The sequence below is a fragment of the Citrobacter sp. SX206 genome, assembly GCF_024181025.1.
GTDB lineage: Bacteria > Pseudomonadota > Gammaproteobacteria > Enterobacterales > Enterobacteriaceae > Citrobacter > Citrobacter youngae.
This window is the reverse complement of sequence record NZ_CP049738.1, coordinates 136,745-162,684: the sequence shown is the minus strand read 5'-3', so window position 1 is coordinate 162,684 and position 25,940 is coordinate 136,745. Positions and strand designations below refer to the sequence as shown.

Sequence of the window (25,940 nt, the reverse complement as noted above, 5' to 3'; positions counted from 1 at the left end):
ACCCGCTAAAGACAACACAGAAAAATGCCACTACGCCGGACTTTCAGAATAAATTCATGCACGCCAATTATTTATTAGATTGAAATATATATTTGATAAATCCCCTCTGTTTACCAGAGGGGATTTAGGGTCAGGACATCAGTGGTTGTAATTGCTGATAGATTCGGCGGAAGGTTTCTCGACGCTGTTGGTAAAGAGCATGACGCCCGGCGTCAGGATAATGCGCCTGCTCCAGCGTAAGCTGAGGCAACAGGTCAGATAATGGCCGTTGCGGATTGATGGCAATTTGCGCCAGGCGCGCCGCACCGAGTGCAGGGCCAACATCACCGCCGGTACGGTAATCCAGTTGCAATCCGCTGATGTCAGACAGCATTTGACGCCAGTATTCACTGCGCGCCCCACCGCCAATCAGTGTAATGCTGGCGGGCTGCACGCCACAGGCATGTACCACATCCATACCATCGGCTAAGGCAAATCCCACACCTTCCAGTACCGCTCGCGCCAGTTCTGCCGAACCATGCTGATGCGTCAGACCAAAAAAGACACCCTTCGCTTGCGGGTTGTTGTGCGGCGTACGTTCACCTGAGAGATAGGGTAAAAACCAGACCGGTTCAGCCTGCTCATTTGCCTGCTGTGCGGCATCAATCAGCGCAGGTACACTTGCCATCCCGGTTAGTTTTGCCGCCCAGTCCAGGCAGGATGCCGCACTTAGCATCACGGACATCAGGTGCCACCGTTCAGGTAGAGCATGGCAAAAGCTATGGACTGCGCTTTCCGGTTTGCTGAGAAAACCGTCGCTGACCGCAAAATAGACCCCGGAAGTCCCCAGCGAGAGCATAGCCTGACCGGCATTCATCATGCCGACGCCAACCGCCCCCGCCGCGTTATCACCGCCACCCGCCACTACGGGAATCTCTGACATGCCCCAGGATTGCGCGACACCAGGCAACAGCGTTCCAGTAATCGCACTGCCCTCGTACAAGGTCGGCATATGTGCGCGAGTCAGTTGACACGCAAACAACATGACGTCACTCCAGTCACGTTTCGCGACATCCAGCCACATCGTACCTGCGGCATCCGACATATCGCTGGCAAACTCTCCGGTCATACGCAGACGCAGGTAATCTTTCGGCAGCAGAACTTTATCAACCCGGCTGAAAATGTCCGGTTCGTGGCGCTGCACCCACAGCAATTTAGGGGCGGTAAAGCCAGGCATCATCAGGTTGCCGGTGATGGCACGCGATTGCGGAACCCGCTCCTCAAGCATGACGCACTCTTCAGCACAGCGACCATCGTTCCACAGGATTGCCGGACGCAGAACCTTCTGTTGCTCATCCAGTAGCGTCGCACCGTGCATCTGTCCGGCAATCCCCAGCGCTTTCACCTCGCGAAGCGAATGCTGCTGGCCCAACGTTTTCACAGCCCGATCCGTCGCCAGCCACCACTGTTCAGGATCCTGCTCCGACCATAACGGATGCGGGCGCGAGACGGTCAGTTTCTCCGTGTGCGAGGCCACCACATCGCCCTGCTCGTTGAGCAGAATGGCCTTTACGCCTGATGTACCAAGATCTATCCCGATATACATAGGGTATCGTTCCTTAAAGAAAGGCCCGGTAGCAAATCGCTATCCGGGCTTACGGACGTACTCAGCAGTCCGTTATTTGTCGAACAAATAATGGTTTACCAGATTTTCCAGCAATTCCTGATGACCGCTCTGGTGCACCGGTGCCAGGTTATGTTGTTCAGCGTACTGCGCAATTTCCGTCAGCGTCATCTGACCTTTCAGAATTTGCTGGCCCAGCTCACCATTCCAACCGGCATAACGTTTTGCCACGCGCTGATCCAGGCCACCGTCTTCAATCATACGGGCCGCAATTTTCAGCGACAGCGCCATGGTATCCATCGCACCAATATGACCATAGAACAGATCGTATTTATCAGTACTCTGACGACGGACTTTGGCATCAAAGTTCAGGCCTCCAGTGGTAAAACCGCCCGCTTTCAGGATTTCGTACATGACCAGCGCATTCTCTTCTACGCTGTTCGGGAACTGGTCAGTGTCCCAGCCCAGTTGCGCGTCGCCACGGTTCGCATCGACGGAACCAAATAGCCCCAGAGCAATCGCCGTAGCGATTTCGTGGTGGAACGAATGGCCTGCCAGCGTGGCATGGTTTGCTTCAATATTCAGTTTGATCTCTTTTTCCAGACCGAACTGCTTCAGGAATCCGTAAACAGTCGCGGCATCGTAGTCATACTGATGTTTAGTGGGTTCCTGCGGCTTCGGTTCGATCAGTAAGGTGCCCTGAAAACCTGTTTTGTGTTTATGCTCGACCACCAGTTGCATAAAGCGGCCAATCTGCTCACGTTCCTGACGCAGGTCGGTATTAAGCAGCGTTTCATAACCTTCACGGCCGCCCCACAGGACGTAGTTTTCGCCACCTAACTTATGTGTGGCATCCATGGCAGTCACGACCTGCGTAGCCGCCCAGCTGAAGACTTCCGGATCCGGGTTAGTCGCCGCACCTGCGCCATAACGTGGGTTAGTAAAGCAGTTTGCCGTACCCCACAGCAGTTTCACGCCGCTCTGTTCCTGTTTTGCCGCCAGCACATCCACCATCTGGGCAAAGTTATTTTTATACTCTTTCAGTGACGCGCCTTCAGGCGAGACGTCAACATCATGGAAGCAGTAGTAAGGCACATTCAGCTTATGGAAAAACTCAAATGCCACATCCGCTTTACGTTTTGCCAGCGCCAATGCTTCACCCGGCTGTTGCCAGGGACGGTCGAATGCCCCCATACCGAACATATCCGCGCCGTTCCAGCAGAAAGTGTGCCAGTAGCAGGCGGCAAAGCGCAGATGCTCTTCCATGCGCTTGCCCAGCACGATTTCATCAGGGTTGTAATGGCGAAATGCGAGTGGGTTAGTGGATTTTGTACCTTCAAAACGAACGCGATCGAGTTGGTCAAAATAAGCCTGCATAATAAGCTCCATAATCAGGTAATACGGCAAGTAAACTGCGATACAGTCATACTGGAATTTCCTGATTTATTGCTCAATTACGTTATTTCACACCGCCATTAAGAGAATACCCAAATGTGCGCTGGCTCCCAAAAATGCACACTGAATAAGCAATTAAAAAAGCGATCGCGATCGGCTCTTCATCAATAAACAAAAAACCGTAATACACAGATAAGAAATGACAATTGTCTTCCTGGTCGGGGTGTGTGAATTTTGCGTAGCGTTACGCAAATAAGAAATTTGTCACGCTTCATCAAGTAGTCGCACCTGCGGTTTTGGTAGTATTGACAGGCCACGTTAACCTTTCAGGACAGGCTCTTATGTTTGATAAACGACACCGCATCACCCTATTATTTAATGCTAATAAAGCCTATGACCGTCAGGTGGTAGAGGGCGTAGGTGAATATTTACAGGCATCGCAATCCGAGTGGGATATATTCATTGAGGAAGATTTCCGTGCCCGTATTGATAATATCAAAGACTGGTTAGGCGACGGTGTTATTGCTGATTATGACGATGATGACATTGCGCAATTACTTGCCGATGTCGATGTTCCGATCATCGGCGTTGGGGGTTCCTACCATCTTGAAAGCGATTATCCACCCGTCCATTACATTGCGACCGATAACCATGCACTGGTGGAAAGCGCTTTTTTGCATCTGAAAGAAAAAGGGGTCAACCGATTCGCATTTTATGGTCTGCCCTCTTCCAGCGGCAAGCGCTGGGCTGCCGAGCGTGAATATGCCTTTTGCCAGTTGGTCGCCAAAGAGAAGTACCGTGGTGTTGTCTATCAGGGGCTGGAAACCGCACCAGAAAACTGGCAACACGCCCAAAATCGACTGGCGGACTGGCTGCAAACTTTACCCCCGCAAACCGGTATTATCGCCGTGACCGACGCGCGTGCGCGGCATGTTCTGCAGGCCTGCGAGCATTTGCATATCCCGGTGCCGGAAAAACTGTGTGTTATTGGGATCGATAACGAAGAACTCACCCGTTACCTGTCCCGCGTCGCACTGTCATCCGTTGCTCAGGGCGCGCGACAAATGGGCTATCAGGCAGCAAAACTTCTGCACCGCTTACTGGCGAATGAAGAACTGCCGCTGCAACGTATTCTGGTGCCTCCGGTACGCGTCGTGAATCGTCGTTCAACCGACTATCGCTCACTGACCGATCCCGCTGTCATTCAGGCAATGCACTTTATCCGCAACCATGCCTGTAAAGGCATCAAAGTCGAGCAAGTGCTGGATGCAGTAGGGATTTCACGTTCGAATCTCGAGAAGCGCTTTAAAGACGAGGTCGGGGAAACCATCCACGCCGTGATTCATGCCGAAAAACTGGAAAAAGCGCGTAGCCTGTTGATCTCCACGACGCTCGCGATAAACGAAATTTCACAAATGTGCGGCTACCCGTCGTTGCAGTATTTCTATTCCGTTTTCAAGAAAGAATACGACACGACGCCAAAAGAGTACCGTGACATGAACAGTGAGGTGTTGCTGTAGGGGAATTGTGTCGGATGACGGTTTCGCCTTATCCGGCCTGCAGAGCGGCTCACAGGCCTGATAAGCGTCGTGCCATCAGGCCTGTGGAAATTACATATGCGCGGCGATTAAACGCTGGTTATCCTGGTACATCGCGAACAGATAGTTATTGTAACTCTGTCCTTTGGTGGAGTACCCCTTCAGCTTATGGATCATCGCGGTCGCTGTCACTTCCTGATCAGCTTTACGCAACTGCGCGCGCGATTTACGGAAGGAAGAGTATGCCGGATGCGTGTTCAGGTTAATGACATAGGCATTCACCGACTCTTTTACCGATTCAAACTGTGAGTAGCCTTTCACCTTACCGGGTGCATTGTTGCAGCGGCCTTTGACACATTTCATGCCAAACAGGTTGTTATTGCTACGCGCCAGTTTCGATGTGCCCCAACCGCTTTCAGCCGCAGCCATAGTCGCCACCATACTGGTAGGAATGATGTCTACGCGTTCAAGCAGCGTATTCCATGGAATTTTACGCGTGTTGCCAGACCAGCTCACCTTGTAGCGTTTCGCGATGTCTTTCATACGCGTACGCTCAGTCGGTGACCAGCGATTCTGGTACTGCTTTGAGATCAGCCAGTTACGGTCCGCCGTAATGGCAGCATTTTGACTGGTAATATAAGGCATAACCGTCCGGAGAAACGCTTTTTTCCTTGGTGTTCCGGAAGGGTATTTTCGCAAATCAGGAAGTGAACTACTCTTTGCACTATTGCGAGAATACTCTTGTTTACTGCTTACCTGTGTATTACTTGCCTTGATTACCTGGGGCTTATGACTCGTTGTCGCCGTGTGTGTCTTTGCCAGCACCTCACCCGAAAATGCAATGGTGAGTAACATAAGAATCATTGCCCCATATCGTCGAATGGGAGTCAATATCATTAGGTCTCCTGGTCGGATTTAAACATTCCAACACCTTATATTTTTCACAAAAATGAGAGATGAATCTCAAATCATATCAAAAATAGCCGTCAAGAGCACCCAAAGGAATAGTCCAATTCTGAAACTATGTCACGTACAAACCGTTCCGGGTGCGGTTAATTCGAAGAAAATGTGGAGGTTATCGCAAAATTAGGTCGTTTTTTGCGCGTGATCGCTCACCCTCATCTCTCATCCGGGCGGAATCGACGCTAAGGATGAGTTTCCGCTCTGATTTCACTGGCAAACTGGCGTAAATCGCAGCATCAAGGACAGCATTATGAAACTTGCCGCCGTTGCGCTGGCGCTGATACCCGGCATTGCCATCGCCTCATCATGGACTTCTCCAGAACTTCCCACCTTCGAAGCGGAAGGTACGGGTAAATTCGTCAGCCATGCAGCGTTGACGAAGGGTACTCGCCCTTTAATCCTGAATTTTGACCAACAGTGCTGGCAGCCTGCTGATGCGATAAAACTCAACCAGATGCTGTCGCTAAAACCGTGTGAAGGCGTGCCGCCGCAGTGGCGTTTATTCAAAGACGGCGATTACACGCTGGAAGTCGATACCCGCTCCGGAACGCCAACGTTGATGCTCTCGGTAAAAAGCGACGCAGACCCTGTCACGACCCAGATTCGCCAGTGCCCGAAATGGGATGGTTCGCCGTTAACACTGGACGTGAGCCAGACTTTCCCGGAAGGCGCCGTGGTGCGCGATTTCTACAGTCAGCAAACGGCAACGGTGAAAAACGGGTCGATTACCTTACAGCCCGCCGCAACCAGTAACGGGCTATTGCTGCTGGAACGGGCAGAAACCGATGCCCCGACTGCTTTCGACTGGCATAACGCTACGGTGTATTTCGTTCTGACGGATCGCTTTGTAAATGGTGACCCAGGCAACGACCACAGCTACGGACGTCGCAACGACGGCATGCAGGAAATTGGCACTTTCCACGGTGGCGATTTGCGCGGACTCACCAGTAAACTCGACTACCTGCAACAGTTGGGCGTCAACGCCTTGTGGATCAGCGCACCGTTTGAGCAAATCCACGGCTGGGTTGGGGGTGGCGCCAAAGGCGATTTTCCCCACTACGCTTACCACGGCTACTACACCCAGGACTGGACAACGATTGATGCCAACATGGGTAACGAAGTGGATCTGCGTGCGCTGGTAGATGGCGCACACCAGCGCGGTATCCGTGTCCTGTTTGATGTGGTGATGAACCATACCGGCTACGCCACGTTGGCGGATATGCAGGAGTATCAGTTTGGGGCGCTGTACTTATCGGGCGATGAGCTGAAAAAAACGCTCGGTGAACGCTGGACGGACTGGAAACCCGCTGCCGGGCAGAGCTGGCACAGTTTTAATGATTACATCAATTTCAGTGATAAAGCCGGCTGGGAAAAATGGTGGGGGAAAAACTGGATCCGCACCGATATTGGCGATTACGACAATCCTGGCTTTGATGACCTGACCATGTCGCTGGCGTTCCTGCCCGATCTGAAAACCGAATCCACCACACCTTCCGGACTGCCAAACTTTTATCAGCACAAGCCGGATACGCACGCCAAAGCCATTGCTGGTTACACGCCCCGGGATTATCTGACGCACTGGCTCAGTCAGTGGGTACGTGATTACGGGATTGACGGTTTTCGGGTCGATACCGCCAAACACGTCGAGCTTCCCGCCTGGCAGCAGCTAAAAACACAGGCCAGCGCGGCGTTAGTCGAATGGAAGAAAGCCAACCCGGATAAAGCGCTGGATGATAAACCCTTCTGGATGACCGGCGAAGCCTGGGGTCACGGCGTCATGCAAAGCGATTATTACCATCACGGCTTCGACGCGATGATCAATTTCGACTATCAGGAGCAGGCGGCAAAGGCCGTCGATTGTCTGGCAAATATGGATCTCACCTGGCAGCAGATGGCGGATAAACTGCAGGACTTCAACGTCCTGAGCTATCTCTCCTCGCACGATACGCGTTTGTTCCGCGAAGGTGGAGATAAAGCCGCCGAGCTATTGCTGCTGGCGCCGGGCGCGGTACAACTCTTTTATGGCGACGAGTCGGCACGACCTTTCGGCCCAACCGGCTCAGATCCGTTACAGGGTACACGCTCGCAGATGAACTGGCAGGACGTTAGCGGAAAATCTGCCGCCAGCGTCGCGCACTGGCAGCGCATCAGCCAGTTCAGGGCCAGACATCCCGCCATTGGTGCCGGTAAACAAACCACGCTAACTCTGAAACAGGGATATGGATTTATCCGCGAACATGGCGACGATAAAGCCATGGTGGTGTGGGCCGGTCAACCCTGATCCCAACAGGCTTCTCATGCTCAACGGCACGGGAAGCCAGATTCAATATAAAAAACTATCCAGAAAAAAATCTGCAGCACAAAACATCAATTCTGCTCCATGGGCCTGATTTGCACCCCGCCATAGGTAGCGCTATGGTTAGCCACTTTAATACTGAGTTCGACAGATCACCTGCTATGACATTCTCACTTTTTGGCAACAAATTTACCCGCCATTCAGGCATCACACGCCTGATGGAGGACCTCAACGACGGCTTACGCACCCCAGGCGCTATCATGCTCGGTGGCGGTAATCCGGCGCAAATACCAGAGATGCAAAATTACTTTCAGTCTCTGCTGGCAGAAATGCTGGAAAACGGCAAAGCCACTGATGCGCTTTGTAATTATGACGGTCCACAAGGTAAAACCGAGCTACTGTCTGAGCTGGCGAAATTACTACGTGAGAAGCTGGGCTGGGATATCGAACCACAAAATATTGCACTGACAAATGGCAGTCAGAGCGCGTTTTTCTACTTATTCAACCTCTTCGCCGGACGTCGCGCCGATGGAACCACCCGAAAAGTGTTGTTCCCGTTGGCCCCGGAATATATTGGCTATGCCGATTCCGGCCTGGAAGAAGATCTCTTTGTCTCAGCACGCCCAAACATCGAACTGTTACCGGAAGGTCAGTTTAAGTATCACGTTGATTTTGAACACCTGCACATCGGTGAAGAGACGGGCATGATCTGCGTGTCACGTCCGACCAACCCAACAGGCAACGTGATCACCGATGAAGAGCTGATGAAGCTGGACCGGTTGGCCAACCAGCATGGGATCCCGTTGGTGATTGATAATGCCTATGGCGTACCGTTCCCCGGCATCATCTTTAGCGAAGCACGCCCGTTGTGGAACCCTAACATTGTGCTGTGCATGAGCCTTTCCAAGCTGGGTCTGCCAGGTTCCCGCTGCGGCATCATTATCGCCAATGAAAAAATCATCACTGCGATTACCAATATGAACGGCATCATCAGCCTTGCTCCTGGCGGGATGGGACCGGCGATGATGTGCGAGATGATTAAACGTAACGATCTACTGCGCCTGTCCGAAACGGTTATTAAACCGTTTTACTATCAGCGCGTTCAGGAGACGATTGCGATTATTCGCCGCTACTTATCAGAAGATCGCTGCCTTATCCATAAACCAGAGGGCGCGATTTTCCTGTGGCTTTGGTTCAAAGATTTGCCCATTACTACTGAACTGCTGTATCAGCGCCTGAAAGCGCGCGGCGTACTGATGGTTCCCGGTGACTACTTCTTCCCGGGGCTGGATAAACCCTGGCCGCATACCCATCAGTGCATGCGGATGAACTACGTGCCAGAACCAGAGAAAATCGAAGCTGGCGTGAAGATTCTGGCTGAAGAGATCGAACGCGCCTGGCTGGAAGGCTAACGCAAACCCGACCCAAGTGCGGGTTGGGCTCACTTCACAGCGGTTGTGAACGCAGACGCTGTCGCTGAATACTGACGGCATCAATACACTGCAACGCGCTGGTCGGGCAGGCTTCTACACACGCAGGCCCCGTCTCACGATGCCAGCACAAATCGCATTTTATCGCCTGCACCCGCGACGAACGGGCAACGACATTCATTGCCCCAAACGGGCAGGCCAGCATACAGCTTTTACAACCAATACAACGTGTCTGTTCAACGAAGATATGCCCATGTTCACGATGAATGGCGTAAGTTGGACAAACATTCGCACAGGGAGCGTCTTCGCATTGATGGCAGGCGACCGCCGTTGTAAAGGCGTCATCTTTGATTACCCGAATCCGCGGTATAAACGCAGAAGAAGAGACCGACGCGCAGTCCTGGTTTTGCTGGTGCGCGACGACACAGGCCACTTCGCAGGTACGACACCCAATACATTTTGCCGCATCCGCCATAATAAACGCGTTCATTGCCCCCTCCCTCTGCGTGAAAACCACAGAGTGCCAGAGAGATTCCCCCCGTCGCTTTGATCGGACAGGGGAAACGGTTAAATAGTGTCAGGTGCCTGAACGACGTCAGGCATGCGCCTAATCGCGAACGGTAAAGCCCAGCTCATTGGAAATGGCCTGCGCGGTTTCGCGCAGCGGCTTGAGTAAATTCTTTTCTCCGACCTGCTTGAGGCGCGAGGTAGAAAGTGAAATCGATACCGAGTACGGCACCCGCCCATGAATATCAAACACCGGCACGGCGATGCAGGAAACCCCCAGCTCGTTCTCTTCCCGATCCATTGCCATGCTGCTTTCGCGGATCTGCGCCAACTCATCGTACATGGCCGGTAAACCAGTAATCGTATTGCGGGTCAGCGGCTGAATCAGATCCTGATGGCTCTGCCAGTAAGATTCCACATAGTCCGGATGACCAAACGCCATATAAATTTTGCCCATCGCCGAGCAATACAGCGGCATATGCTGACCGATATAAGCGCGGGTACGCAGCATGCCCGTCGTCGGCTCCAGCTTATAAATCAAAATCGCATGGTCGTCTTCACGACTGGAGAAGTTGATGGTTTCACCGGTGGCGATATTCAGCGCTTCAAGGTGCGGCGCAGCAACATGGATGATGTTCAGTGACGACAGCGCCTTCTGACCCACGGCAATAAATTTGGTGGTCAGGCGATAACTCCCTGCCGCGGGCGCGGGGGTGACATATCCGCAGGATTGCAGCCCTTGCAGCAGTCGATGCACAGTACTTTTGTTCAGCCCTGCCAGTTCAGACAAATGCGCCAACGGGCAACCATTCGGATAGTTGCTCAAAATCTCAATCAACATCAAACCACGGAACAGGCTCTGACTTCCGGCTGGCCGCTCTTTGTCTTGCGTCATCTCACTCTCTTTTGTGCCCATCGTTTCCGCTCCCCTTTTCGTCGCGCTCTGATGGTAGCGCAAAGTGTGTTTCAGTTCACGATCTGAACCGAAAAAACACAACCATTTGATTTTCATGATTTTAAAAAACATGGTGCCCCGTTGATCTGTCAAAATTTGATCGCTATATTTGAAATCAGATTTCGCATAGTGAAATTTAGAGATAAAAAAGCGATCAAATTTAAACAAGGAAACAGGAATGAAAGTCACTTTTGAGCAGTTGAAAGATGCGTTCAATCGGGTACTGCTGGCACGCGGTATCGCCGTTGAAACCGCCGATGCCTGTGCCGAAATGTTTGCCCGTACCACCGAATCCGGTGTGTATTCGCACGGTGTTAACCGTTTTCCCCGTTTCATTCAGCAACTGGATAACGGCGACATCCTTCCTGAGGCCAAACCGCAGCGCATTACCAGCCTGGGGGCAATTGAGCAGTGGGATGCCCAACGTTCGATCGGCAATTTGACGGCGAAAAAGATGATGGACCGTGCCATCGAACTGGCCTCCGATCACGGTATTGGCCTGGTCGCGCTGCGTAACGCCAACCACTGGATGCGCGGCGGCAGCTATGGCTGGCAGGCGGCGGAGAAAGGCTACATCGGTATCTGCTGGACCAACTCCATTGCCGTGATGCCTGCATGGGGTTCTAAAGAGTGCTGCATCGGCACTAACCCGCTGATTGTTGCCATCCCCTCCACGCCAATCACCATGGTCGATATGTCGATGTCGATGTTCTCCTACGGCATGCTGGAAGTTAACCGTCTGGCGGGCCGTGAACTGCCGGTGGACGGCGGATTCGACGACGAAGGTAATCTCACCAGAGAACCTGGCGTTATCGAGAAAAATCGCCGTATTTTGCCAATGGGTTACTGGAAAGGTTCAGGCCTGTCGATTGTGCTGGATATGATTGCCACCCTGCTTTCAGACGGTTCTTCCGTGGCCGAAGTCACCCAGGACAACAGCGATGAATATGGCGTTTCACAGATTTTCATCGCCATTGAAGTAGACAAGCTGATCGATGGCGCCACCCGTGATGCCAAGCTACAGCGGATTATGGATTTCATCACCACCGCCGAACGCGCAGATGAAAACACGCCTGTCCGCCTCCCGGGGCACGAGTTTACCAGGCTGCTGGAAGAAAACCGCCGCAACAGTATCACCGTTGACGACAGCGTCTGGGCCAAAATTCAGGCGTTGTAAGGAGTCAGAATATGATCTTTGGACATATCGCTCAGCCTAACCCATGTCGTTTACCCGCGGCGATTGAAAGGGCGCTCGACTTTCTGCGCACCACAGATTTTCGCAAACTGGAGCCGGGCGTGGTGGAGATCGACGGTAAAAATATCTTCGCGCAGGTTATTGATTTAACCACGCGTGACGTTGCCGAAAATCGCCCGGAAGTGCATCGCCGCTATCTGGATATTCAATTTCTGGCCTGGGGTGAAGAAAAAATCGGTATCGCCATTGATACCGGGAATAACCCAATCAGTGAATCGTTATTAGAACAGCGCGATATTATTTTTTATCACGCCAGCGAACATGAATCGTTTATTGAAATGATTCCGGGAAGCTACGCCATATTTTTCCCGCAGGATGTTCACCGCCCTGCATGTCATAAAACTGTCGCCACGCCGATCCGCAAAATAGTCGTGAAGGTCGCTATTTCAGTTTTATAAAAAGGAGCACAACATGAGCGTTAATAATGCCGGTTATATTATCGGTGCGTACCCCTGTGCACCCTCATTTCACCAAAAGAGTGAAGAGGAAGAGAAGGAATTCTGGCGACAGCTCGCCGATACCCCGGATATTCGCGGGCTGGAGCAGCCCTGCCTTGAACATCTTCACCCGTTAGGCGACGAATGGTTATTACGTCATACGCCGGGCGACTGGCAAATCGTGGTCACCGCCATTATGGAAACCATGCGCCATCGCGGCGCAAACAGCGCTTTTGGGCTGGCTTCCAGCGACGAAGAACAGCGTAAAGCCTGCGTAGCGTATTACCGTCATCTGCAGCAGAAAATCAACCATATCAATGCGATCCACGCTGGAAAAGTGATTGCACTGGAGCTGCATGCCGCCCCCAATGCCAGCAACCCAAATGTTGCACAGGCCACCGACGCGTTTGCCCGTTCGCTGAAAGAGATTACCTCCTGGGACTGGTCCTGCGATCTGGTGCTGGAACATTGCGACGCCATGACCGGCATTGCGCCGCGCAAAGGCTTTCTGCCGTTAGACAACGTGCTGGAGGTCATTGCCGGGTATGACATCAGCGTGTGCATTAACTGGGCGCGATCGGCCATTGAAGGGCAGAATCCCGCCCTGGCGCTGGCCCACACGCAGCAGGCCAAACGGGCTGGAAAACTGGGCGCGCTGATGTTCTCCGGCACCACAATAACGGGAGACTACGGCGAGTGGCAGGACTTACACGCCCCGTTTGCTCCGTTCTGCCCACAAAGCCTGATGACCACCGACCATGCCCGCGAATTATTCGTCTGCGCGAGTACCGAACCATTGCAATTTGCCGGTATTAAATTGCTGGAAATAAACGCCAATGCAGATGTGAACCATCGCGTAGCAATATTGCGCGACGGTATCGCCGCATTAAATAAAGCAAAACTATAAAAATAAAATACTACTCTACGAGAATATTAATATGAACATGACCTCTCGCCCTACACTCAAAGATATACCCCGTCAGCGCTGGCTGCGGATTATTCCACCTATTCTCATCGCCTGTATTATTTCTTATATGGACCGCGTCAATATCGCTTTCGCGATGCCGGGCGGAATGGACGCCGAATTAGGTATTTCCGCCACCATGGCAGGACTGGCTGGCGGTATTTTCTTTATCGGTTATCTGTTTTTACAGGTTCCCGGCGGAAAAATTGCCGTTCACGGCAGCGGCAAGAAATTTATTGGCTGGTCGCTGGTTGCCTGGGCGGTTATTTCCGTCCTCACGGGGTTAATCACTAATCAGTACCAACTGCTGGTTCTGCGCTTTTTACTCGGCGTTGCCGAAGGCGGCATGCTGCCGGTGGTGCTGACGATGATCAGTAACTGGTTCCCCGATGCCGAACGCGGTCGCGCCAATGCGATTGTGATTATGTTTGTGCCGATTGCCGGGATCATCACCGCTCCGCTCTCGGGTTGGATTATCACCGTTCTCGACTGGCGCTGGCTGTTCATCATTGAAGGTTTGCTTTCCGTCGTTGTACTGGTGCTGTGGGCCTATACCGTTTACGACCGTCCGCAGGAGGCACGCTGGATCTCTGAGGCCGAGAAAAATTACCTGGTCGAAACGCTGGCCGCCGAGCAAAAAGCCATTGCCGGAACGGAAGTCAAAAATGCCTCTCTGGGCGCGGTGCTTTCCGATAAAACCATGTGGCAGCTCATCGCGCTGAACTTCTTCTATCAGACCGGGATTTACGGTTACACCCTGTGGCTGCCGACCATCCTCAAAGAGTTGACGCACAGCAGCATGGGACAGGTCGGTATGCTCGCCATTCTGCCGTACGTCGGGGCCATTGCCGGGATGTTCCTGTTCTCGTCTCTCTCTGACCGCACCGGCAAACGCAAGCTGTTCGTCTGCCTGCCGTTGATTGGCTTTGCTCTGTGCATGTTCCTCTCCGTGGCGCTGAAAAATAACGTCTGGCTGGCTTATGCCGCGCTGGTCGGCTGCGGCTTCTTCCTGCAATCGGCAGCGGGCGTGTTCTGGACCATTCCGGCGCGTTTGTTCAGTGCGGAAATGGCCGGTGGCGCGCGTGGAGTCATCAACGCGCTGGGCAACCTCGGCGGCTTCTGCGGTCCTTATGCGGTCGGCGTACTCATCACCCTGTATAGCAAAGATGCGGGGGTTTACTGCCTGGCTATCTCACTGGCTCTGGCCGCGCTGATGGCGCTGCTGCTGCCAGCCAAATGCGACGCCGGTGCCGCTCCGCTAAAGACACTGAATCCACATAAACGTACAGCGTAAAACAATGCCCGGTGGCGCTTCGCTTACCGGGCCTACACGTAGCAACCGTCGTAGGCCGGATAAGCGCAGCGCCATCCGGCAAAAATGAGATAACAAGATGAGTGAGAAAGAGACCTTCTGGCTGGGTATTGATTGTGGCGGTACGTATCTGAAAGCCGGGTTGTATGACGCCAAAGGTCATGAACATGGCATTAACCGGCAATCGTTGCAGACCGCATCGCCATTGCCCGGTTACGCCGAACGCGATATGCACCAGTTGTGGCAACAGTGTGTCGCCACGATCGCCGGGCTGTTAGCGCGCACCGGCGTCTGCGGCGATCAAATCAAAGGCGTCGGTATTTCCGCTCAGGGCAAAGGCCTGTTCCTCCTCGATAAGCAGGATAAACCGCTGGGCAATGCCATCCTTTCTTCCGACCGCCGGGCGATGGACATCGTTCAGCGCTGGCAGCAGGATGGGATCCCTGAGCAGCTCTACCCGGTTACCCGCCAGACGTTGTGGACCGGGCACCCGGCATCATTGCTGCGCTGGGTGAAAGAGAATCAACCCCAACGTTACGCGCAAATTGGCTGCGTGATGATGGGCCATGACTATCTGCGCTGGTGCTTAACCGGTGTTAAAGGCTGCGAAGAAAGCAATATCTCCGAGTCGAACCTCTACAACATGACTACGGGTCAGTACGACCCGCGCCTGACCCAGTGGCTGGGCATCAGTGAGATCGACAATGCGCTGCCGCCGATTGTCGGCTCAGCAGAAATATGCGGGGAAATCACCGCTCAGACAGCCGCCATAACCGGTCTGGCGGCGGGCACGCCCGTCGTCGGCGGACTGTTTGATGTGGTTTCCACCGCACTCTGCGCCGGTATCGAAGATGAACACACCCTCAACGCGGTAATGGGGACCTGGGCGGTCACCAGCGGGATCGCGCACGGCCTGCGCGACCACGAGGCCCATCCCTATGTCTATGGGCGCTATGTCAACGACGGGCAGTACATCGTTCACGAAGCCAGCCCGACCTCTTCCGGCAATCTGGAATGGTTTACCGCCCAGTGGAGCGAACTCTCTTTTGCTGAGATCAACCAGGCCGTGGCCAGCTTACCGAAAGCCGGCAGCGATCTTTTCTTCCTGCCCTTTTTGTACGGCAGCAACGCCGGGCTGGAGATGACCAGCGGCTTTTATGGCATGCAGGCAATACACACTCGCGCCCACTTATTGCAGGCCATCTACGAAGGCGTGGTTTTTAGCCACATGACCCACCTCAACCGCATGCGCGAACGCTTTACGCAGGCGCATACCCTGCGCGTCACCGGCGGCCCGGCGCACTCCGACATCTGGATGCAAATGCTGGCAGACGTCAGCGGTTTACGTATCGAATTGCCGCAGATTGAAGAGACCGGTTGCTTTGGCGCTGCGCTCGCCGCCCGCGTCGGCACCGGCGTTTATTCCAACTTCAGCGACGCCCAGCGCAGCCTGGAGCACCCGGTGCGCACACTTTTGCCGGACACCGCCGCGCAGGCGAGCTACCAGCGTAAATACCGCCAATACCTGGATTTAATTACCGCACTACAGGGCTACCACGCCCGCATTAAGGAGCACGAATGATGAGTCGACCATTACTGCAACTGGCGCTCGACCACACCAGCCTTGAAGCCGCACAACGCGACGTCGCGCTGCTACAAGAGAGCGTTGATATCGTTGAGGCGGGGACGATTCTCTGCTTAACCGAAGGGCTGAGCGCCGTGAAAGCCCTGCGCGCCCAGTGCCCGAATAAAATCATCGTCGCCGACTGGAAAGTGGCCGATGCGGGCGAAACCCTCGCTCAACAAGCGTTCGGCGCTGGAGCTAACTGGATGACCATCATCTGCGCCGCCCCGCTGGCGACGGTAGAGAAAGGCCATGGCGTCGCGCAGTCCTGCGGCGGCGAAATTCAGATGGAGCTGTTTGGTAACTGGACGCTGGATGATGCCCGCGACTGGTATCGCGTTGGCGTTCGCCAGGCGATTTACCATCGTGGCCGCGATGCGCAGGCCAGCGGACAACAGTGGGGAGAAGCAGACCTGGCGCGCATGAAGGCGCTTTCTGATATTGGTCTGGAACTGTCGATTACCGGTGGGATCACGCCCGCCGATCTGCCGCTGTTTCGCGATATTAACGTCAAAGCTTTTATTGCCGGGCGCGCGCTGGCAGGAGCGCAAAACCCAGCGCAGGTTGCCGCTGAATTCCATGCGCAAATCGACGCCATCTGGGGAACACAGCATGCGTAATCATCCATTAGGTATCTATGAAAAAGCGCTGGCGAAAGACCTCAGTTGGCCAGAACGGCTGGTGCTGGCAAAAAGTTGCGGTTTTGATTTCGTCGAGATGTCGGTGGATGAAACCGATGAACGTTTGTCGCGCCTCGACTGGAGCCCTGCTCAGCGTGCATCGCTGGTGAGTGCGATGCTGGAAACCGGCGTGGCGATCCCGTCAATGTGCCTGTCGGCCCACCGCCGGTTTCCTTTTGGCAGCCGCGATGAAGCCGTGCGTGAGCGGGCGCGAGAAATAATGAGCAAAGCCATTCGTCTGGCGCGCGATTTAGGTATCCGCACTATTCAACTGGCTGGTTACGACGTCTATTACGAAGAACATGACGAAGGCACGCAGCAGCGCTTTGCCGAAGGGCTGGCATGGGCAGTCGAGCAGGCCGCCGCCGCACAGGTGATGCTGGCGGTAGAAATCATGGATACCGCGTTTATGAACTCTATCAGCAAATGGAAAAAGTGGGACCAGATGTTGTCCTCACCGTGGTTCACCGTCTATCCGGACGTGGGCAATCTAAGCGCCTGGGGGAATGATGTCACTGCCGAATTGACGCTGGGCATTGACCGCATCGCTGCTATCCACCTGAAAGACACGCTGCCGGTAACCGAAACCCATCCGGGCCAGTTTCGCGATGTGCCGTTTGGCGAAGGGTGCGTGGACTTTGTTGGCATCTTCAAAACGCTGCATCAGCTGAACTATCGCGGGTCGTTTCTGATTGAAATGTGGACTGAAAAAGCGAAAGAGCCGGTACTGGAAATTATCCAGGCACGGCGCTGGATAGAAGCACGCATGCAGGAAGGAGGATTTCCATGTTAGAACAACTGAAAGCCGAGGTGCTGGCGGCCAATCTGGCGCTTCCGGCACATGGTTTAGTGACCTTTACCTGGGGCAACGTCAGCGCAGTGGATGAAACGCGTAAACTGATGGTGATTAAGCCATCCGGCGTGGAATATGAGGTGATGACCGCCGACGATATGGTGGTGGTGGATATTGCCAGCGGCAACGTGGTGGAAGGCAGTAAAAAACCGTCGTCCGACACGCCAACACATCTGGCGCTGTATCGTCGTTATCCCCAGATCGGCGGGATCGTCCATACCCATTCTCGCCACGCGACGATCTGGTCGCAGGCGGGTTTGGATCTCCCGGCATGGGGCACCACCCATGCCGATTATTTCTATGGTTCTATTCCGTGTACGCGTCTGATGACCGCTGAAGAGATCAACGGCGAATATGAATATCAAACCGGAGAGGTGATCATTCAGACCTTCGAGCAGCGCGATCTCAATCCGCTGCAGGTTCCGGCGGTATTGGTGCACTCCCACGGACCGTTCGCCTGGGGTAAAGACGCGGCAGACGCGGTGCATAACGCTGTGGTGCTCGAAGAGTGCGCCTACATGGGGTTGTTCTCTCGCCAGTTAGCCCCGCAGTTGCCGGATATGCAGTCTGAGCTGCTGGATAAACATTATCTGCGTAAACACGGAGCGAATGCCTATTACGGGCAATAACGGGTCAGGCGCTATTGATATGTTCTTTGCAATAGCGCCGTTTCCACGCCGCGGGCGTCAGGCTGGTGTGCTTGTGGAATATTTTGCGAAAATAACCCACGTCATTAAACCCACATTTCATTGCCACCTCGGTTAGCGACAGCGAGTCACTGATTAACAGTTTTTCTGCCGCCCTTACCCGCTGACGGTGCAACGCTTCGGTTAGCGTCAGCCGGAAAGCGCCACGGAAAACGCGCCCCAGATAATCCGCATTGCAATGCAGCTCTTTCGCCAACGTTGAGGCGGAAATCGGCAGGTGGAACCGGGTGTGAATGATTTGCTGCGCTTTCCAGGCCAACGCATTCCCGGGGCTGTCGACAGGTTGCTCGCTGGCGGCTGCGGATATTTGCTGCAAAATCAGCAGCAGGATCAGTTCCAGCGCGATACTGCGATGTATATTTTCCTGCTCGCGTAAGAACTGGCGAAACAGCGAAATAATATATTGTGGCTCGCTCACCCGGGTATGTTGAGGGATAGCAAGTAACGGTTCCGTTATTGATGCGTCGTTTTCTGCCGTCACCTCAAAATGCAGCCAGTAAAATTTCAAATCAGCCGGAAATTGCCCAACGCCAATATGCAAGCGCTGCGGCCACAGCAGCAAACTTTCCCCAGCATTCACGCAAAAAACTGTATGGTCTTCGCGAATCGTTAATGTCCCTTTTTCAACAAAGATAATCTCCCAGGAGTGCAATTGCCGCGCCGGATGGCTACCCACGCCTCGGGAAATAAATAACCCACCATTTTGCACTTTAATCGGAAGAGACATGGACAATTCGAGCATATATATTCAAATTCCCACTTTTCGTATTATTCAAAATACCTTTATCATTGATTATTAATCATAAAATTACTTTTCACCGGATCGAAATCACATTTTCATTATAAAGTCGGAATTGTCATCTTTTTATACTTTTCCCTTCCCTTGTTGCGCTAAACATTTCGTGCAGAATAAATAACGTACTTTGCAAATTACCACTAAAAAACCCGCAATGTAGCGGGACACTTTCTGAACATCCTCTCCGGGAGTTATTTATGACTTCGGCTCCGATTACGACAAGCGATTTAGCGCATCGTGCGCAAGACGATAAATTATCTCTGCGTGAAAAGATTGGTTATGGATTAGGCGATGCGGGTGGGACGGTCATTACCTGCCTGATCATGAACTTCCTGACATTTTTCTACACCGATGTCTTCGGGTTAACGCCTGCGCTGGTCGGCACATTATTTATTGCTTTGCGTGTATTTGACGCCATTTCCGACCCCATTATGGGCGTGCTGGCCGACCGCACACAAAGCCGTTGGGGGCGCTTTCGCCCGTGGCAACTGTGGGTCGCGGTTCCGATCGGTATTATTGGCGTGCTCACTTTTACCGTCCCGGACGCCAGCATGGGGGTCAAGATCGCCTGGGCATTCGGTACCTATCTGCTGCTCTCCGTCGGCTATACCGCCATCAACGTGCCGTACTGTGCGCTGATCAATACGATGACGACCCGCCATAACGAGGTGATCGCCTGTCAGTCCTGGCGCTTTGTGCTGTGCGGCGTGGCGGGATTCCTGGTTTCCGTTGGTCTGCCGTGGATGGTGGATATTCTGGGTCAGGGCAATGCCGCACAGGGTTATCAGTTTGGCGTGGGCATCCTGTGCACCATCGCGGTGGTGATGTTCCTGTGCTGCTTCTTCTGGGTGCGCGAGCGTGTGCCACTGGCAATGATGGGAAAATTTACCCTGCGTGAACACATTGGTGGACTGCGCAAAAATGACCAGTTGCTGCTGATGCTGGTGATGTCTTTCCTGCTGATCAACGTCTTTAATATTCGCGGCGGCGGGTACATGTATTTTATTACCTACGTGCTGGAAGGCAGCACCGCTTATACGTCGCTGTTTTTCACCATGGTGACCTTTGCGTCCATCATCGGTTCAGTGATCGTCAGCCCCCTGACCCGTCGCATCGATACCGTCAAACTCTATTACTACACCAACCTGGTACTGGCCGCGCTGGCGGTAATGATGTGGTTCCTGCCAACCGGCCCAGCTTATCAGACGCTGTGGCTGGCGGTGATCCTCGGTAATGGCATTATTTTAGGCTTCACGCTGCCGTTGCACTTCTCGCTGATGGCCTTCGCCGACGATTACGGCGAGTGGAAAACCGGCGTGCGTTCCTCCGGCATGAATTTCGCCTTCAATCTGTTCTTCATCAAGCTGGCCTGGGCCTCAAGTGCGGGGATCATCAGCCTGCTGTTTATTTTTGTCGCCTATCAGCCGGGCGCCGGTAATCAAACCGCCAGTTCGCTGCAAGGGATTACTGCGATGGAAACGCTGCTGCCCGCGCTGTTCCACCTGCTGCTGGCGCTATCTGTCCGCATCTGCAAACTCAATAACCCGATGATGTCGCGTATTTCCACCGATCTGCGTCAGCGTCATGTACAGCCTTAAGGAGCACGAAATGAACGTACTGGAAGTCGACCTGCATAAGCTCACCGTCAGCGATCCGTTCCTCGGACAATATCAGCAGTTGGTGCGCGATGTAGTGATCCCCTATCAGTGGGATGCGCTCAATGACCGCATTGCAGAGGCGGAACCCAGCCATGCGATAGAGAATTTCCGTATCGCCGCAGGTCTGCAGGATGGCGAGTTTTACGGCATGGTTTTTCAGGATAGCGACGTGGCGAAATGGCTGGAGGCCGTTGCCTGGTCGCTGTGCCAGAAACCCGATGCGGAACTTGAGAAAACGGCCGATGAAGTCATTGAACTGGTGGCGGCCGCCCAGTGTGAAGATGGCTATCTCAATACTTACTTCACGGTGAAAGCCCCGAATGAACGCTGGACCAACCTCGCCGAGTGTCATGAGCTGTACTGCGCCGGTCATTTAATTGAAGCGGGCGTCGCGTTCTTCCAGGCGACGGGAAAACGCCGTTTGTTAGAGGTGGTGTGTCGCCTGGCGGATCACATCGACAGCGTGTTTGGACTCGGGGAGAATCAACTGCGCGGCTACCCCGGACACCCGGAAATCGAGCTGGCGCTGATGCGCTTGTACGAAGTGACCCAGCAACCTCGCTATATGGCGCTGGTAAATTACTTTGTTGAGCAGCGCGGCGCACAGCCTCATTTCTACGACGAAGAGTACGAAAAACGCGGAAAAACCTCTTACTGGCACACCTACGGCCCGGCGTGGATGGTGAAGGACAAGCCCTACAGCCAGGCACATCAGCCTATTTCAGAACAGCAAACGGCTATCGGTCATGCGGTACGCTTTGTCTACCTGATGACCGGCGTGGCGCATCTGGCACGCTTAAGCCAGGACGAAGGCAAGCGTCAGGATTGCCTGCGTCTGTGGAAAAACATGGCCCAGCGCCAGTTGTATATTACCGGCGGGATCGGCTCGCAAAGCAGTGGTGAGGCGTTTAGCAGCGATTACGATCTGCCCAACGACTCCGTGTACGCGGAAAGCTGCGCCTCAATCGGTCTGATGATGTTCGCCCGCAGAATGCTGGAAATGGAGGCCGACAGTCAGTATGCCGACGTGATGGAGCGCGCGCTGTACAATACGGTACTTGGCGGCATGGCACTCGACGGCAAGCACTTCTTCTACGTTAACCCGCTGGAAGTGCATCCTAAATCATTAAAATTTAATCATATTTATGACCACGTGAAGCCCGTTCGTCAGCGCTGGTTCGGCTGCGCCTGCTGTCCACCGAATATCGCCCGTGTGTTAACCTCAATTGGTCATTACCTCTACACGCCACGTCAGGACGCGCTGTATATCAATATGTACGTGGGCAATAGCATGGAGGTCCCTGTTGCAAATGGCTCGCTTAAGCTACGTATTAGCGGGGATTACCCATGGCATGAACAGGTAAAAATCGCCATCGAATCACCGCAGTCGGTGTATCACACCCTCGCTCTGCGCCTGCCAGACTGGTGCTCCGCGCCACAGGTTTTGTTGAATGGTCAGCCGGTTGAGCAGGATATTCGCAAAGGCTACTTGCACATCAGCCGGACCTGGCAGGAAGGCGATACGCTCAGTCTGACCCTGCCGATGCCGGTGCGCCGGGTGTACGGAAATCCACTGGTACGCCATGTGGCAGGGAAGGTCGCTATTCAACGTGGGCCGCTGGTGTATTGCCTGGAGCAGGCCGACAACGGCGAGGAGTTGCATAACTTGTGGCTACCAAAAGAGAGTGAGTTCAGAGTATTCGAGGGTAAGGGGCTGTTCAGCCATAAGATGTTAATTCAGGCTGAAGGTGTGAAGCAAAGTCGCGCCGACGCGACGCAGCAATCCTTGTGGCACTATGATGTTTCACCGGCTTCGCGTCAGGCGCATACCCTGACGTTTATTCCGTGGTTTAGCTGGGCGAACCGTGGTGAAGGCGAAATGCGTATCTGGGTAAATGAGCGGTAAGTGAAAACGTGCCGGATGGCGACGCTTCACGTCTTATCCGGCCTGCAACACTGAAAAAATTGCCCTCCTCCATGAGGACAAACGGGTGAGAATCAGAAGCGCCAGCTCACCCCTGACAGGAAAGTGAAGCTGTCATCGCGATCGACCATCGGGCTATTTTTAATATCATCCGGCAACACGCTATAGTTAGCGCTGGCCAACAGCGTCAGGTTGCTGGTCAATGCATATTTAGCGGACAAGCCAACATACGGTGTCCAGCTATCGCCAGGGGAATAACTTGATAACCCGCTACGGCGGGATTCATTGCCAGAGATGCCGTAATAATATTGGTTAAAGTTTTCGTCATAGTAGAGCACGCCAACAGCCGGGGTCAGCGTCAGCTTGCCCATCGGCATTTGGCGGAACAGAGACGCTTCTCCTACCCAACCGTTGCTGTTGTCCAGCACATCTGCCGCCGCGGAGACTTTCACGCTGCCCCATTTTTCATGGTGATACCATGCTGCACCCGCCATCGCGGTAGCGTCACGCTTATCCAGCTTTTTCATCGCCTGGTCGTCGTTATCACCTGGATCAAACTCAAGCGGCATATATGAGGCAGTAATGCTAAATTCATTGCTTTCGTTTTTTGAAAGAATATAACCTAACGTTGTTTGCCTAAAATAAAATGATTCACTTTCATAACTGACAAGCGGTACTGCGTGAACATTATCATTATATCCACGATAAGGAGATTCATTATATACAGCGCCACCGCCAATAGAAAATTCTGCGGCTGTCGCACTCGCCATAAAAGAAAAGGCAAATAGTGCCACAATATTGCGTTTAATTAACATGCCAACATTCCATTTTAAAATAAGCTACAAAGCGCGTGCATAATAATGCTTACAATTTCATCGGTGCAACATCCATATTTATATAGTAATATATAAAAAATTATATATATCGGGCTTGGCGATGAATAAATTACAACTTAAACACCGGGAACTGAAGATTATTTCGGTAATCGCTGCCAGTGAAAACATCAGCCACGCAGCGACCATCCTCGGCATTGCACAAGCCAACGTCAGTAAGTATCTTGCTGATTTTGAATCAAAGGTTGGATTAAAGGTGTTTGACCGCACCACCCGACAGTTGACCCTCACGCCGTTTGGTACTGCGCTGCTCCCTTACATCAATGACATGCTAGACCGAAACGATCAGTTGAATAATTTCATTGCTGATTATAAGCACGAAAAACGCGGCCGGGTAACGGTATATGCGCCAACCGGGATTATTGCTTACCTGTCGCAACATGTTATCGCAAAAATTCAGAATATCGGCGACATTAGCCTCTCACTGAAAACATGTAATCTTGAACGGAAAGCATTTTATGAAGGCGTCGACTTTCCTGATGATTGTGATGTTTTAATCACCTATGCGCATCCCAAAGACGAATCATTGGTCGCCAGTTTTATTACTAAATATGCAGTAACTGCCTTTGCCAGCCCGGAATATATTAGCACTCATCCTATAAGCGGCCCTGAAGATCTTGAACAGCACTCTTGTATTCTGATTGATTCCATGATGATCGACGATGCCAATATTTGGCGATTTACCTCCACCGGTGGCAAAGAGATGCACGACTACCGCGTGACGGGAAATTACGTCTGCGACAACACACAGTCTGCACTGGCGCTGGCTCGAAACCATCTGGGCATTGTTTTTGCGCCGAATACGAGCGTGCAAAAGGATGTTCAGGTCGGGTTGCTGGTTCCGTGTTTTTCTGAACAACATGAATGGTGGCTGGATCTGGTAGCGATTTTCCGCAAGCGTGAGTATCAGCCCTGGCGGGTGCAGTATATTCTTGATGAGATGTTGGCTGAGATTCGCCGGCAGCTTACTCAGTCGCTGGAGCAGTAGACTGAGCAAGCAAAACAGCCTGGGTTTAATGATCGAGATACAGGTAATGCACCCAACTGGTCATTCGCAACAAGACTTTGCGCATGACTGACACATGTTCGAAGTGGTCAGAATATACGGCGACCTGCGCGTAAATCCCGTCAGGTAACGCGCTAACCTCCGCATTATCATTCAGCTCAATCGTGGCGATCACCCCTTCAGAACCGGGCGTAGAGTTTAAGGATTGCAGCGCCCCGTTCGACTGGTATGTACCACCCGGTACGGCCGGACTGATAGCAGCCAGTTTACCGCTAAATACTTTACCCGGCAGGGCGTTAAACACCACTTCCGCTTCATCGCCTGGCTCCAGTCGCAGCAGCGAGTTTTGACGGAACTGGGCGATAATTTGCCGTTTTTGATCCGGGATAAACACCATCACCGGGCGCATAGGCAGTGCGGCGGCATAGGTTCCCGGGCGCATCAGCACCTGCGTCACATAGCCATCGCTGGGCGCGCGAACCACGGTCTGGTCCAGATTGAACTCCGCTTCTGCTAACTGTGCTTTCAGGCTGGCAATTTGTGAATTTTCCCCCAGCACCAGGCTGTCTAACTGACTCTGGATTTGCTGTTGTTCCGCAATGGAGGACTTCACCGATGCTTCCTGCGCCAGATAGTTTTGCCGCGCCGCGTCGATATCGCGTTCAGAAAAAGGATTCACCTTCGCCTGGCTTCCCTGCGCATAGCGCTGATAATCTTTCGCCAGCTTGTCACGGGTAGCCTTTGCCCGTTGCGTGTTGGCTTGCATTTCATCCAGTTGCGCAGCAAGAGCCTGCTCTTTATGCTGTGCGGTGACAATATCGGCTTTCAGACGATCGACCCGCGCCTGATAACGCCCCGGATTAAGTTTGAATAGCACCTCGCCTTTTTTGATCAGTGTATTCTTCTTATCTGTCACTTCCGTCACGACACCCGTTACCTGCGGCACTACGGGAATAGAAATTACCGCCTTTTGCGCCTTAAAGGTATACGGATGATTATAATTCATCAGTAATATCAGTCCGCACACAATAAATATACCGCCCAATGCTGCGGTAGGTACTGTCCATTTATTGACAGGAATTTTAAAAATCTTAAATATTGACCATGCACACGCTACATAGGTCAGAACAATCAGTAAATCCAT

Annotated in this window: 22 protein-coding genes; 14 read left to right on the top strand and 8 right to left on the bottom strand. The window is 53.0% G+C overall.

Annotated elements, in window-relative coordinates:
• Window positions 1–130: 130 nt before the first annotated feature.
• A complete protein-coding gene (gene xylB / locus G8S19_RS00770; protein WP_253685935.1) occupies window positions 131–1,585 on the bottom strand; it encodes a xylulokinase in 1,455 nt (484 codons plus the stop codon).
• Between the two features lie 72 nt (window positions 1,586–1,657).
• The gene (xylA, locus tag G8S19_RS00765) at window positions 1,658–2,980 is read right to left on the bottom strand and encodes a xylose isomerase (RefSeq protein WP_048213670.1); all 1,323 of its coding nucleotides are present in this window, start codon (window positions 2,978–2,980) and stop codon (window positions 1,658–1,660) included.
• A gap of 359 nt (window positions 2,981–3,339) precedes the next feature.
• Between xylA and xylR the strand changes: the two genes are divergently transcribed.
• On the top strand, window positions 3,340–4,518 hold the full coding sequence (gene xylR, locus G8S19_RS00760) for a D-xylose utilization transcriptional activator XylR (RefSeq protein ID WP_048213671.1): 1,179 nt from the start codon (window positions 3,340–3,342) through the stop codon (window positions 4,516–4,518).
• 90 nt (window positions 4,519–4,608) lie between these two features.
• Here the strand turns inward: xylR and G8S19_RS00755 are convergent, their stop codons facing one another.
• Window positions 4,609–5,433, bottom strand: a complete 825-nt coding sequence (locus G8S19_RS00755; RefSeq protein WP_061066797.1) for a protein bax — start codon at window positions 5,431–5,433, stop codon at window positions 4,609–4,611.
• A gap of 316 nt (window positions 5,434–5,749) precedes the next feature.
• Here G8S19_RS00755 and malS point away from each other — a divergent pair, with 316 nt between their 5' ends.
• Complete coding sequence (gene malS / locus G8S19_RS00750; protein WP_253685933.1) at window positions 5,750–7,780, top strand: alpha-amylase; 2,031 nt, start codon at window positions 5,750–5,752, stop codon at window positions 7,778–7,780.
• A 176-nt stretch (window positions 7,781–7,956) separates the two neighbouring features.
• Window positions 7,957–9,207: a valine--pyruvate transaminase gene (gene avtA / locus G8S19_RS00745; RefSeq protein WP_371925569.1), complete on the top strand. Its 1,251-nt coding sequence runs from the start codon at window positions 7,957–7,959 to the stop codon at window positions 9,205–9,207.
• 34 nt (window positions 9,208–9,241) lie between these two features.
• Here the strand turns inward: avtA and G8S19_RS00740 are convergent, their stop codons facing one another.
• Together G8S19_RS00740 and yiaJ are read right to left on the bottom strand one after the other, a co-directional pair.
• Window positions 9,242–9,715, bottom strand: coding sequence for a 4Fe-4S dicluster domain-containing protein (locus tag G8S19_RS00740; RefSeq protein ID WP_086550582.1), 474 nt, complete (start codon window positions 9,713–9,715; stop codon window positions 9,242–9,244).
• Between the two features lie 117 nt (window positions 9,716–9,832).
• Window positions 9,833–10,648, bottom strand: a complete 816-nt coding sequence (gene yiaJ / locus G8S19_RS00735; RefSeq protein WP_048213806.1) for an IclR family transcriptional regulator YiaJ — start codon at window positions 10,646–10,648, stop codon at window positions 9,833–9,835.
• A 217-nt stretch (window positions 10,649–10,865) separates the two neighbouring features.
• On the opposite strand from yiaJ, the gene yiaK reads away from it, so the two are divergent.
• The 8 genes from yiaK (at window position 10,866) to araD (ending at window position 18,441) form a co-directional block, all read left to right on the top strand.
• On the top strand, window positions 10,866–11,864 hold the full coding sequence (gene yiaK / locus G8S19_RS00730; protein WP_253685929.1) for a 3-dehydro-L-gulonate 2-dehydrogenase: 999 nt from the start codon (window positions 10,866–10,868) through the stop codon (window positions 11,862–11,864).
• Between the two features lie 11 nt (window positions 11,865–11,875).
• A complete protein-coding gene (locus tag G8S19_RS00725) occupies window positions 11,876–12,340 on the top strand; it encodes a YhcH/YjgK/YiaL family protein (RefSeq protein ID WP_253685927.1) in 465 nt (154 codons plus the stop codon).
• Between the two features lie 13 nt (window positions 12,341–12,353).
• Complete coding sequence (locus G8S19_RS00720; RefSeq protein ID WP_101743225.1) at window positions 12,354–13,286, top strand: DUF4862 family protein; 933 nt, start codon at window positions 12,354–12,356, stop codon at window positions 13,284–13,286.
• Between the two features lie 31 nt (window positions 13,287–13,317).
• Window positions 13,318–14,637, top strand: a complete 1,320-nt coding sequence (locus G8S19_RS00715) for an MFS transporter (protein ID WP_005120509.1) — start codon at window positions 13,318–13,320, stop codon at window positions 14,635–14,637.
• Between the two features lie 97 nt (window positions 14,638–14,734).
• Entirely contained in the window at window positions 14,735–16,237 is a 1,503-nt protein-coding gene (locus G8S19_RS00710) for an FGGY-family carbohydrate kinase (protein ID WP_253685925.1), read from the top strand.
• Window positions 16,237–16,899, top strand: coding sequence for a 3-keto-L-gulonate-6-phosphate decarboxylase UlaD (gene ulaD, locus G8S19_RS00705; protein ID WP_201442973.1), 663 nt, complete (start codon window positions 16,237–16,239; stop codon window positions 16,897–16,899). The genes G8S19_RS00710 and ulaD overlap by 1 nt, the downstream gene beginning before the upstream one ends.
• Window positions 16,892–17,752: an L-ribulose-5-phosphate 3-epimerase gene (locus tag G8S19_RS00700; protein WP_201442940.1), complete on the top strand. Its 861-nt coding sequence runs from the start codon at window positions 16,892–16,894 to the stop codon at window positions 17,750–17,752. The genes ulaD and G8S19_RS00700 overlap by 8 nt, the downstream gene beginning before the upstream one ends.
• Entirely contained in the window at window positions 17,746–18,441 is a 696-nt protein-coding gene (gene araD / locus G8S19_RS00695; protein WP_048213681.1) for an L-ribulose-5-phosphate 4-epimerase, read from the top strand. The genes G8S19_RS00700 and araD overlap by 7 nt, the downstream gene beginning before the upstream one ends.
• A gap of 4 nt (window positions 18,442–18,445) precedes the next feature.
• Here the strand turns inward: araD and G8S19_RS00690 are convergent, their stop codons facing one another.
• Window positions 18,446–19,261 (bottom strand): helix-turn-helix domain-containing protein, encoded by an 816-nt coding sequence (locus G8S19_RS00690; protein ID WP_048213682.1) that lies wholly within the window; start codon window positions 19,259–19,261, stop codon window positions 18,446–18,448.
• A gap of 251 nt (window positions 19,262–19,512) precedes the next feature.
• Here G8S19_RS00690 and G8S19_RS00685 point away from each other — a divergent pair, with 251 nt between their 5' ends.
• A complete protein-coding gene (locus tag G8S19_RS00685; protein WP_253685923.1) occupies window positions 19,513–20,913 on the top strand; it encodes an MFS transporter in 1,401 nt (466 codons plus the stop codon).
• Between the two features lie 10 nt (window positions 20,914–20,923).
• Entirely contained in the window at window positions 20,924–22,879 is a 1,956-nt protein-coding gene (locus tag G8S19_RS00680) for a glycoside hydrolase family 127 protein (protein WP_142878727.1), read from the top strand.
• A gap of 92 nt (window positions 22,880–22,971) precedes the next feature.
• On the opposite strand, the gene G8S19_RS00675 is transcribed toward G8S19_RS00680, so the two are convergent.
• Window positions 22,972–23,712 (bottom strand): MipA/OmpV family protein, encoded by a 741-nt coding sequence (locus G8S19_RS00675; protein ID WP_061066811.1) that lies wholly within the window; start codon window positions 23,710–23,712, stop codon window positions 22,972–22,974.
• Between the two features lie 121 nt (window positions 23,713–23,833).
• Between G8S19_RS00675 and G8S19_RS00670 the strand changes: the two genes are divergently transcribed.
• Entirely contained in the window at window positions 23,834–24,778 is a 945-nt protein-coding gene (locus tag G8S19_RS00670) for a LysR family transcriptional regulator (RefSeq protein WP_048213686.1), read from the top strand.
• 25 nt (window positions 24,779–24,803) lie between these two features.
• On the opposite strand, the gene G8S19_RS00665 is transcribed toward G8S19_RS00670, so the two are convergent.
• Window positions 24,804–25,940 carry an HlyD family secretion protein gene (locus G8S19_RS00665; protein WP_061066812.1) on the bottom strand — a complete coding sequence of 379 codons (1,137 nt, stop codon included), beginning with the start codon at window positions 25,938–25,940 and terminating at the stop codon, window positions 24,804–24,806.

What these genes read in the sequence shown, in the direction of transcription:
- G8S19_RS00690 (WP_048213682.1), bottom strand. Translation starts at nt 19,261, where the DNA reads ATGCTCGAATTGTCCATGTCTCTTCCGATTAAAGTGCAAAATGGTGGG.
- G8S19_RS00740 (WP_086550582.1), bottom strand. Translation starts at nt 9,715, where the DNA reads ATGAACGCGTTTATTATGGCGGATGCGGCAAAATGTATTGGGTGTCGT.
- araD (WP_048213681.1), top strand. Translation starts at nt 17,746, where the DNA reads ATGTTAGAACAACTGAAAGCCGAGGTGCTGGCGGCCAATCTGGCGCTT.
- G8S19_RS00675 (WP_061066811.1), bottom strand. Translation starts at nt 23,712, where the DNA reads ATGTTAATTAAACGCAATATTGTGGCACTATTTGCCTTTTCTTTTATG.
- yiaK (WP_253685929.1), top strand. Translation starts at nt 10,866, where the DNA reads ATGAAAGTCACTTTTGAGCAGTTGAAAGATGCGTTCAATCGGGTACTG.
- G8S19_RS00680 (WP_142878727.1), top strand. Translation starts at nt 20,924, where the DNA reads ATGAACGTACTGGAAGTCGACCTGCATAAGCTCACCGTCAGCGATCCG.
- G8S19_RS00670 (WP_048213686.1), top strand. Translation starts at nt 23,834, where the DNA reads ATGAATAAATTACAACTTAAACACCGGGAACTGAAGATTATTTCGGTA.
- G8S19_RS00720 (WP_101743225.1), top strand. Translation starts at nt 12,354, where the DNA reads ATGAGCGTTAATAATGCCGGTTATATTATCGGTGCGTACCCCTGTGCA.
- G8S19_RS00665 (WP_061066812.1), bottom strand. Translation starts at nt 25,940, where the DNA reads ATGGATTTACTGATTGTTCTGACCTATGTAGCGTGTGCATGGTCAATA.
- xylA (WP_048213670.1), bottom strand. Translation starts at nt 2,980, where the DNA reads ATGCAGGCTTATTTTGACCAACTCGATCGCGTTCGTTTTGAAGGTACA.
- xylB (WP_253685935.1), bottom strand. Translation starts at nt 1,585, where the DNA reads ATGTATATCGGGATAGATCTTGGTACATCAGGCGTAAAGGCCATTCTG.
- avtA (WP_371925569.1), top strand. Translation starts at nt 7,957, where the DNA reads ATGACATTCTCACTTTTTGGCAACAAATTTACCCGCCATTCAGGCATC.
- G8S19_RS00715 (WP_005120509.1), top strand. Translation starts at nt 13,318, where the DNA reads ATGAACATGACCTCTCGCCCTACACTCAAAGATATACCCCGTCAGCGC.
- xylR (WP_048213671.1), top strand. Translation starts at nt 3,340, where the DNA reads ATGTTTGATAAACGACACCGCATCACCCTATTATTTAATGCTAATAAA.
- G8S19_RS00755 (WP_061066797.1), bottom strand. Translation starts at nt 5,433, where the DNA reads ATGATATTGACTCCCATTCGACGATATGGGGCAATGATTCTTATGTTA.
- G8S19_RS00685 (WP_253685923.1), top strand. Translation starts at nt 19,513, where the DNA reads ATGACTTCGGCTCCGATTACGACAAGCGATTTAGCGCATCGTGCGCAA.
- G8S19_RS00725 (WP_253685927.1), top strand. Translation starts at nt 11,876, where the DNA reads ATGATCTTTGGACATATCGCTCAGCCTAACCCATGTCGTTTACCCGCG.
- yiaJ (WP_048213806.1), bottom strand. Translation starts at nt 10,648, where the DNA reads ATGGGCACAAAAGAGAGTGAGATGACGCAAGACAAAGAGCGGCCAGCC.
- G8S19_RS00710 (WP_253685925.1), top strand. Translation starts at nt 14,735, where the DNA reads ATGAGTGAGAAAGAGACCTTCTGGCTGGGTATTGATTGTGGCGGTACG.
- malS (WP_253685933.1), top strand. Translation starts at nt 5,750, where the DNA reads ATGAAACTTGCCGCCGTTGCGCTGGCGCTGATACCCGGCATTGCCATC.
- G8S19_RS00700 (WP_201442940.1), top strand. Translation starts at nt 16,892, where the DNA reads ATGCGTAATCATCCATTAGGTATCTATGAAAAAGCGCTGGCGAAAGAC.
- ulaD (WP_201442973.1), top strand. Translation starts at nt 16,237, where the DNA reads ATGAGTCGACCATTACTGCAACTGGCGCTCGACCACACCAGCCTTGAA.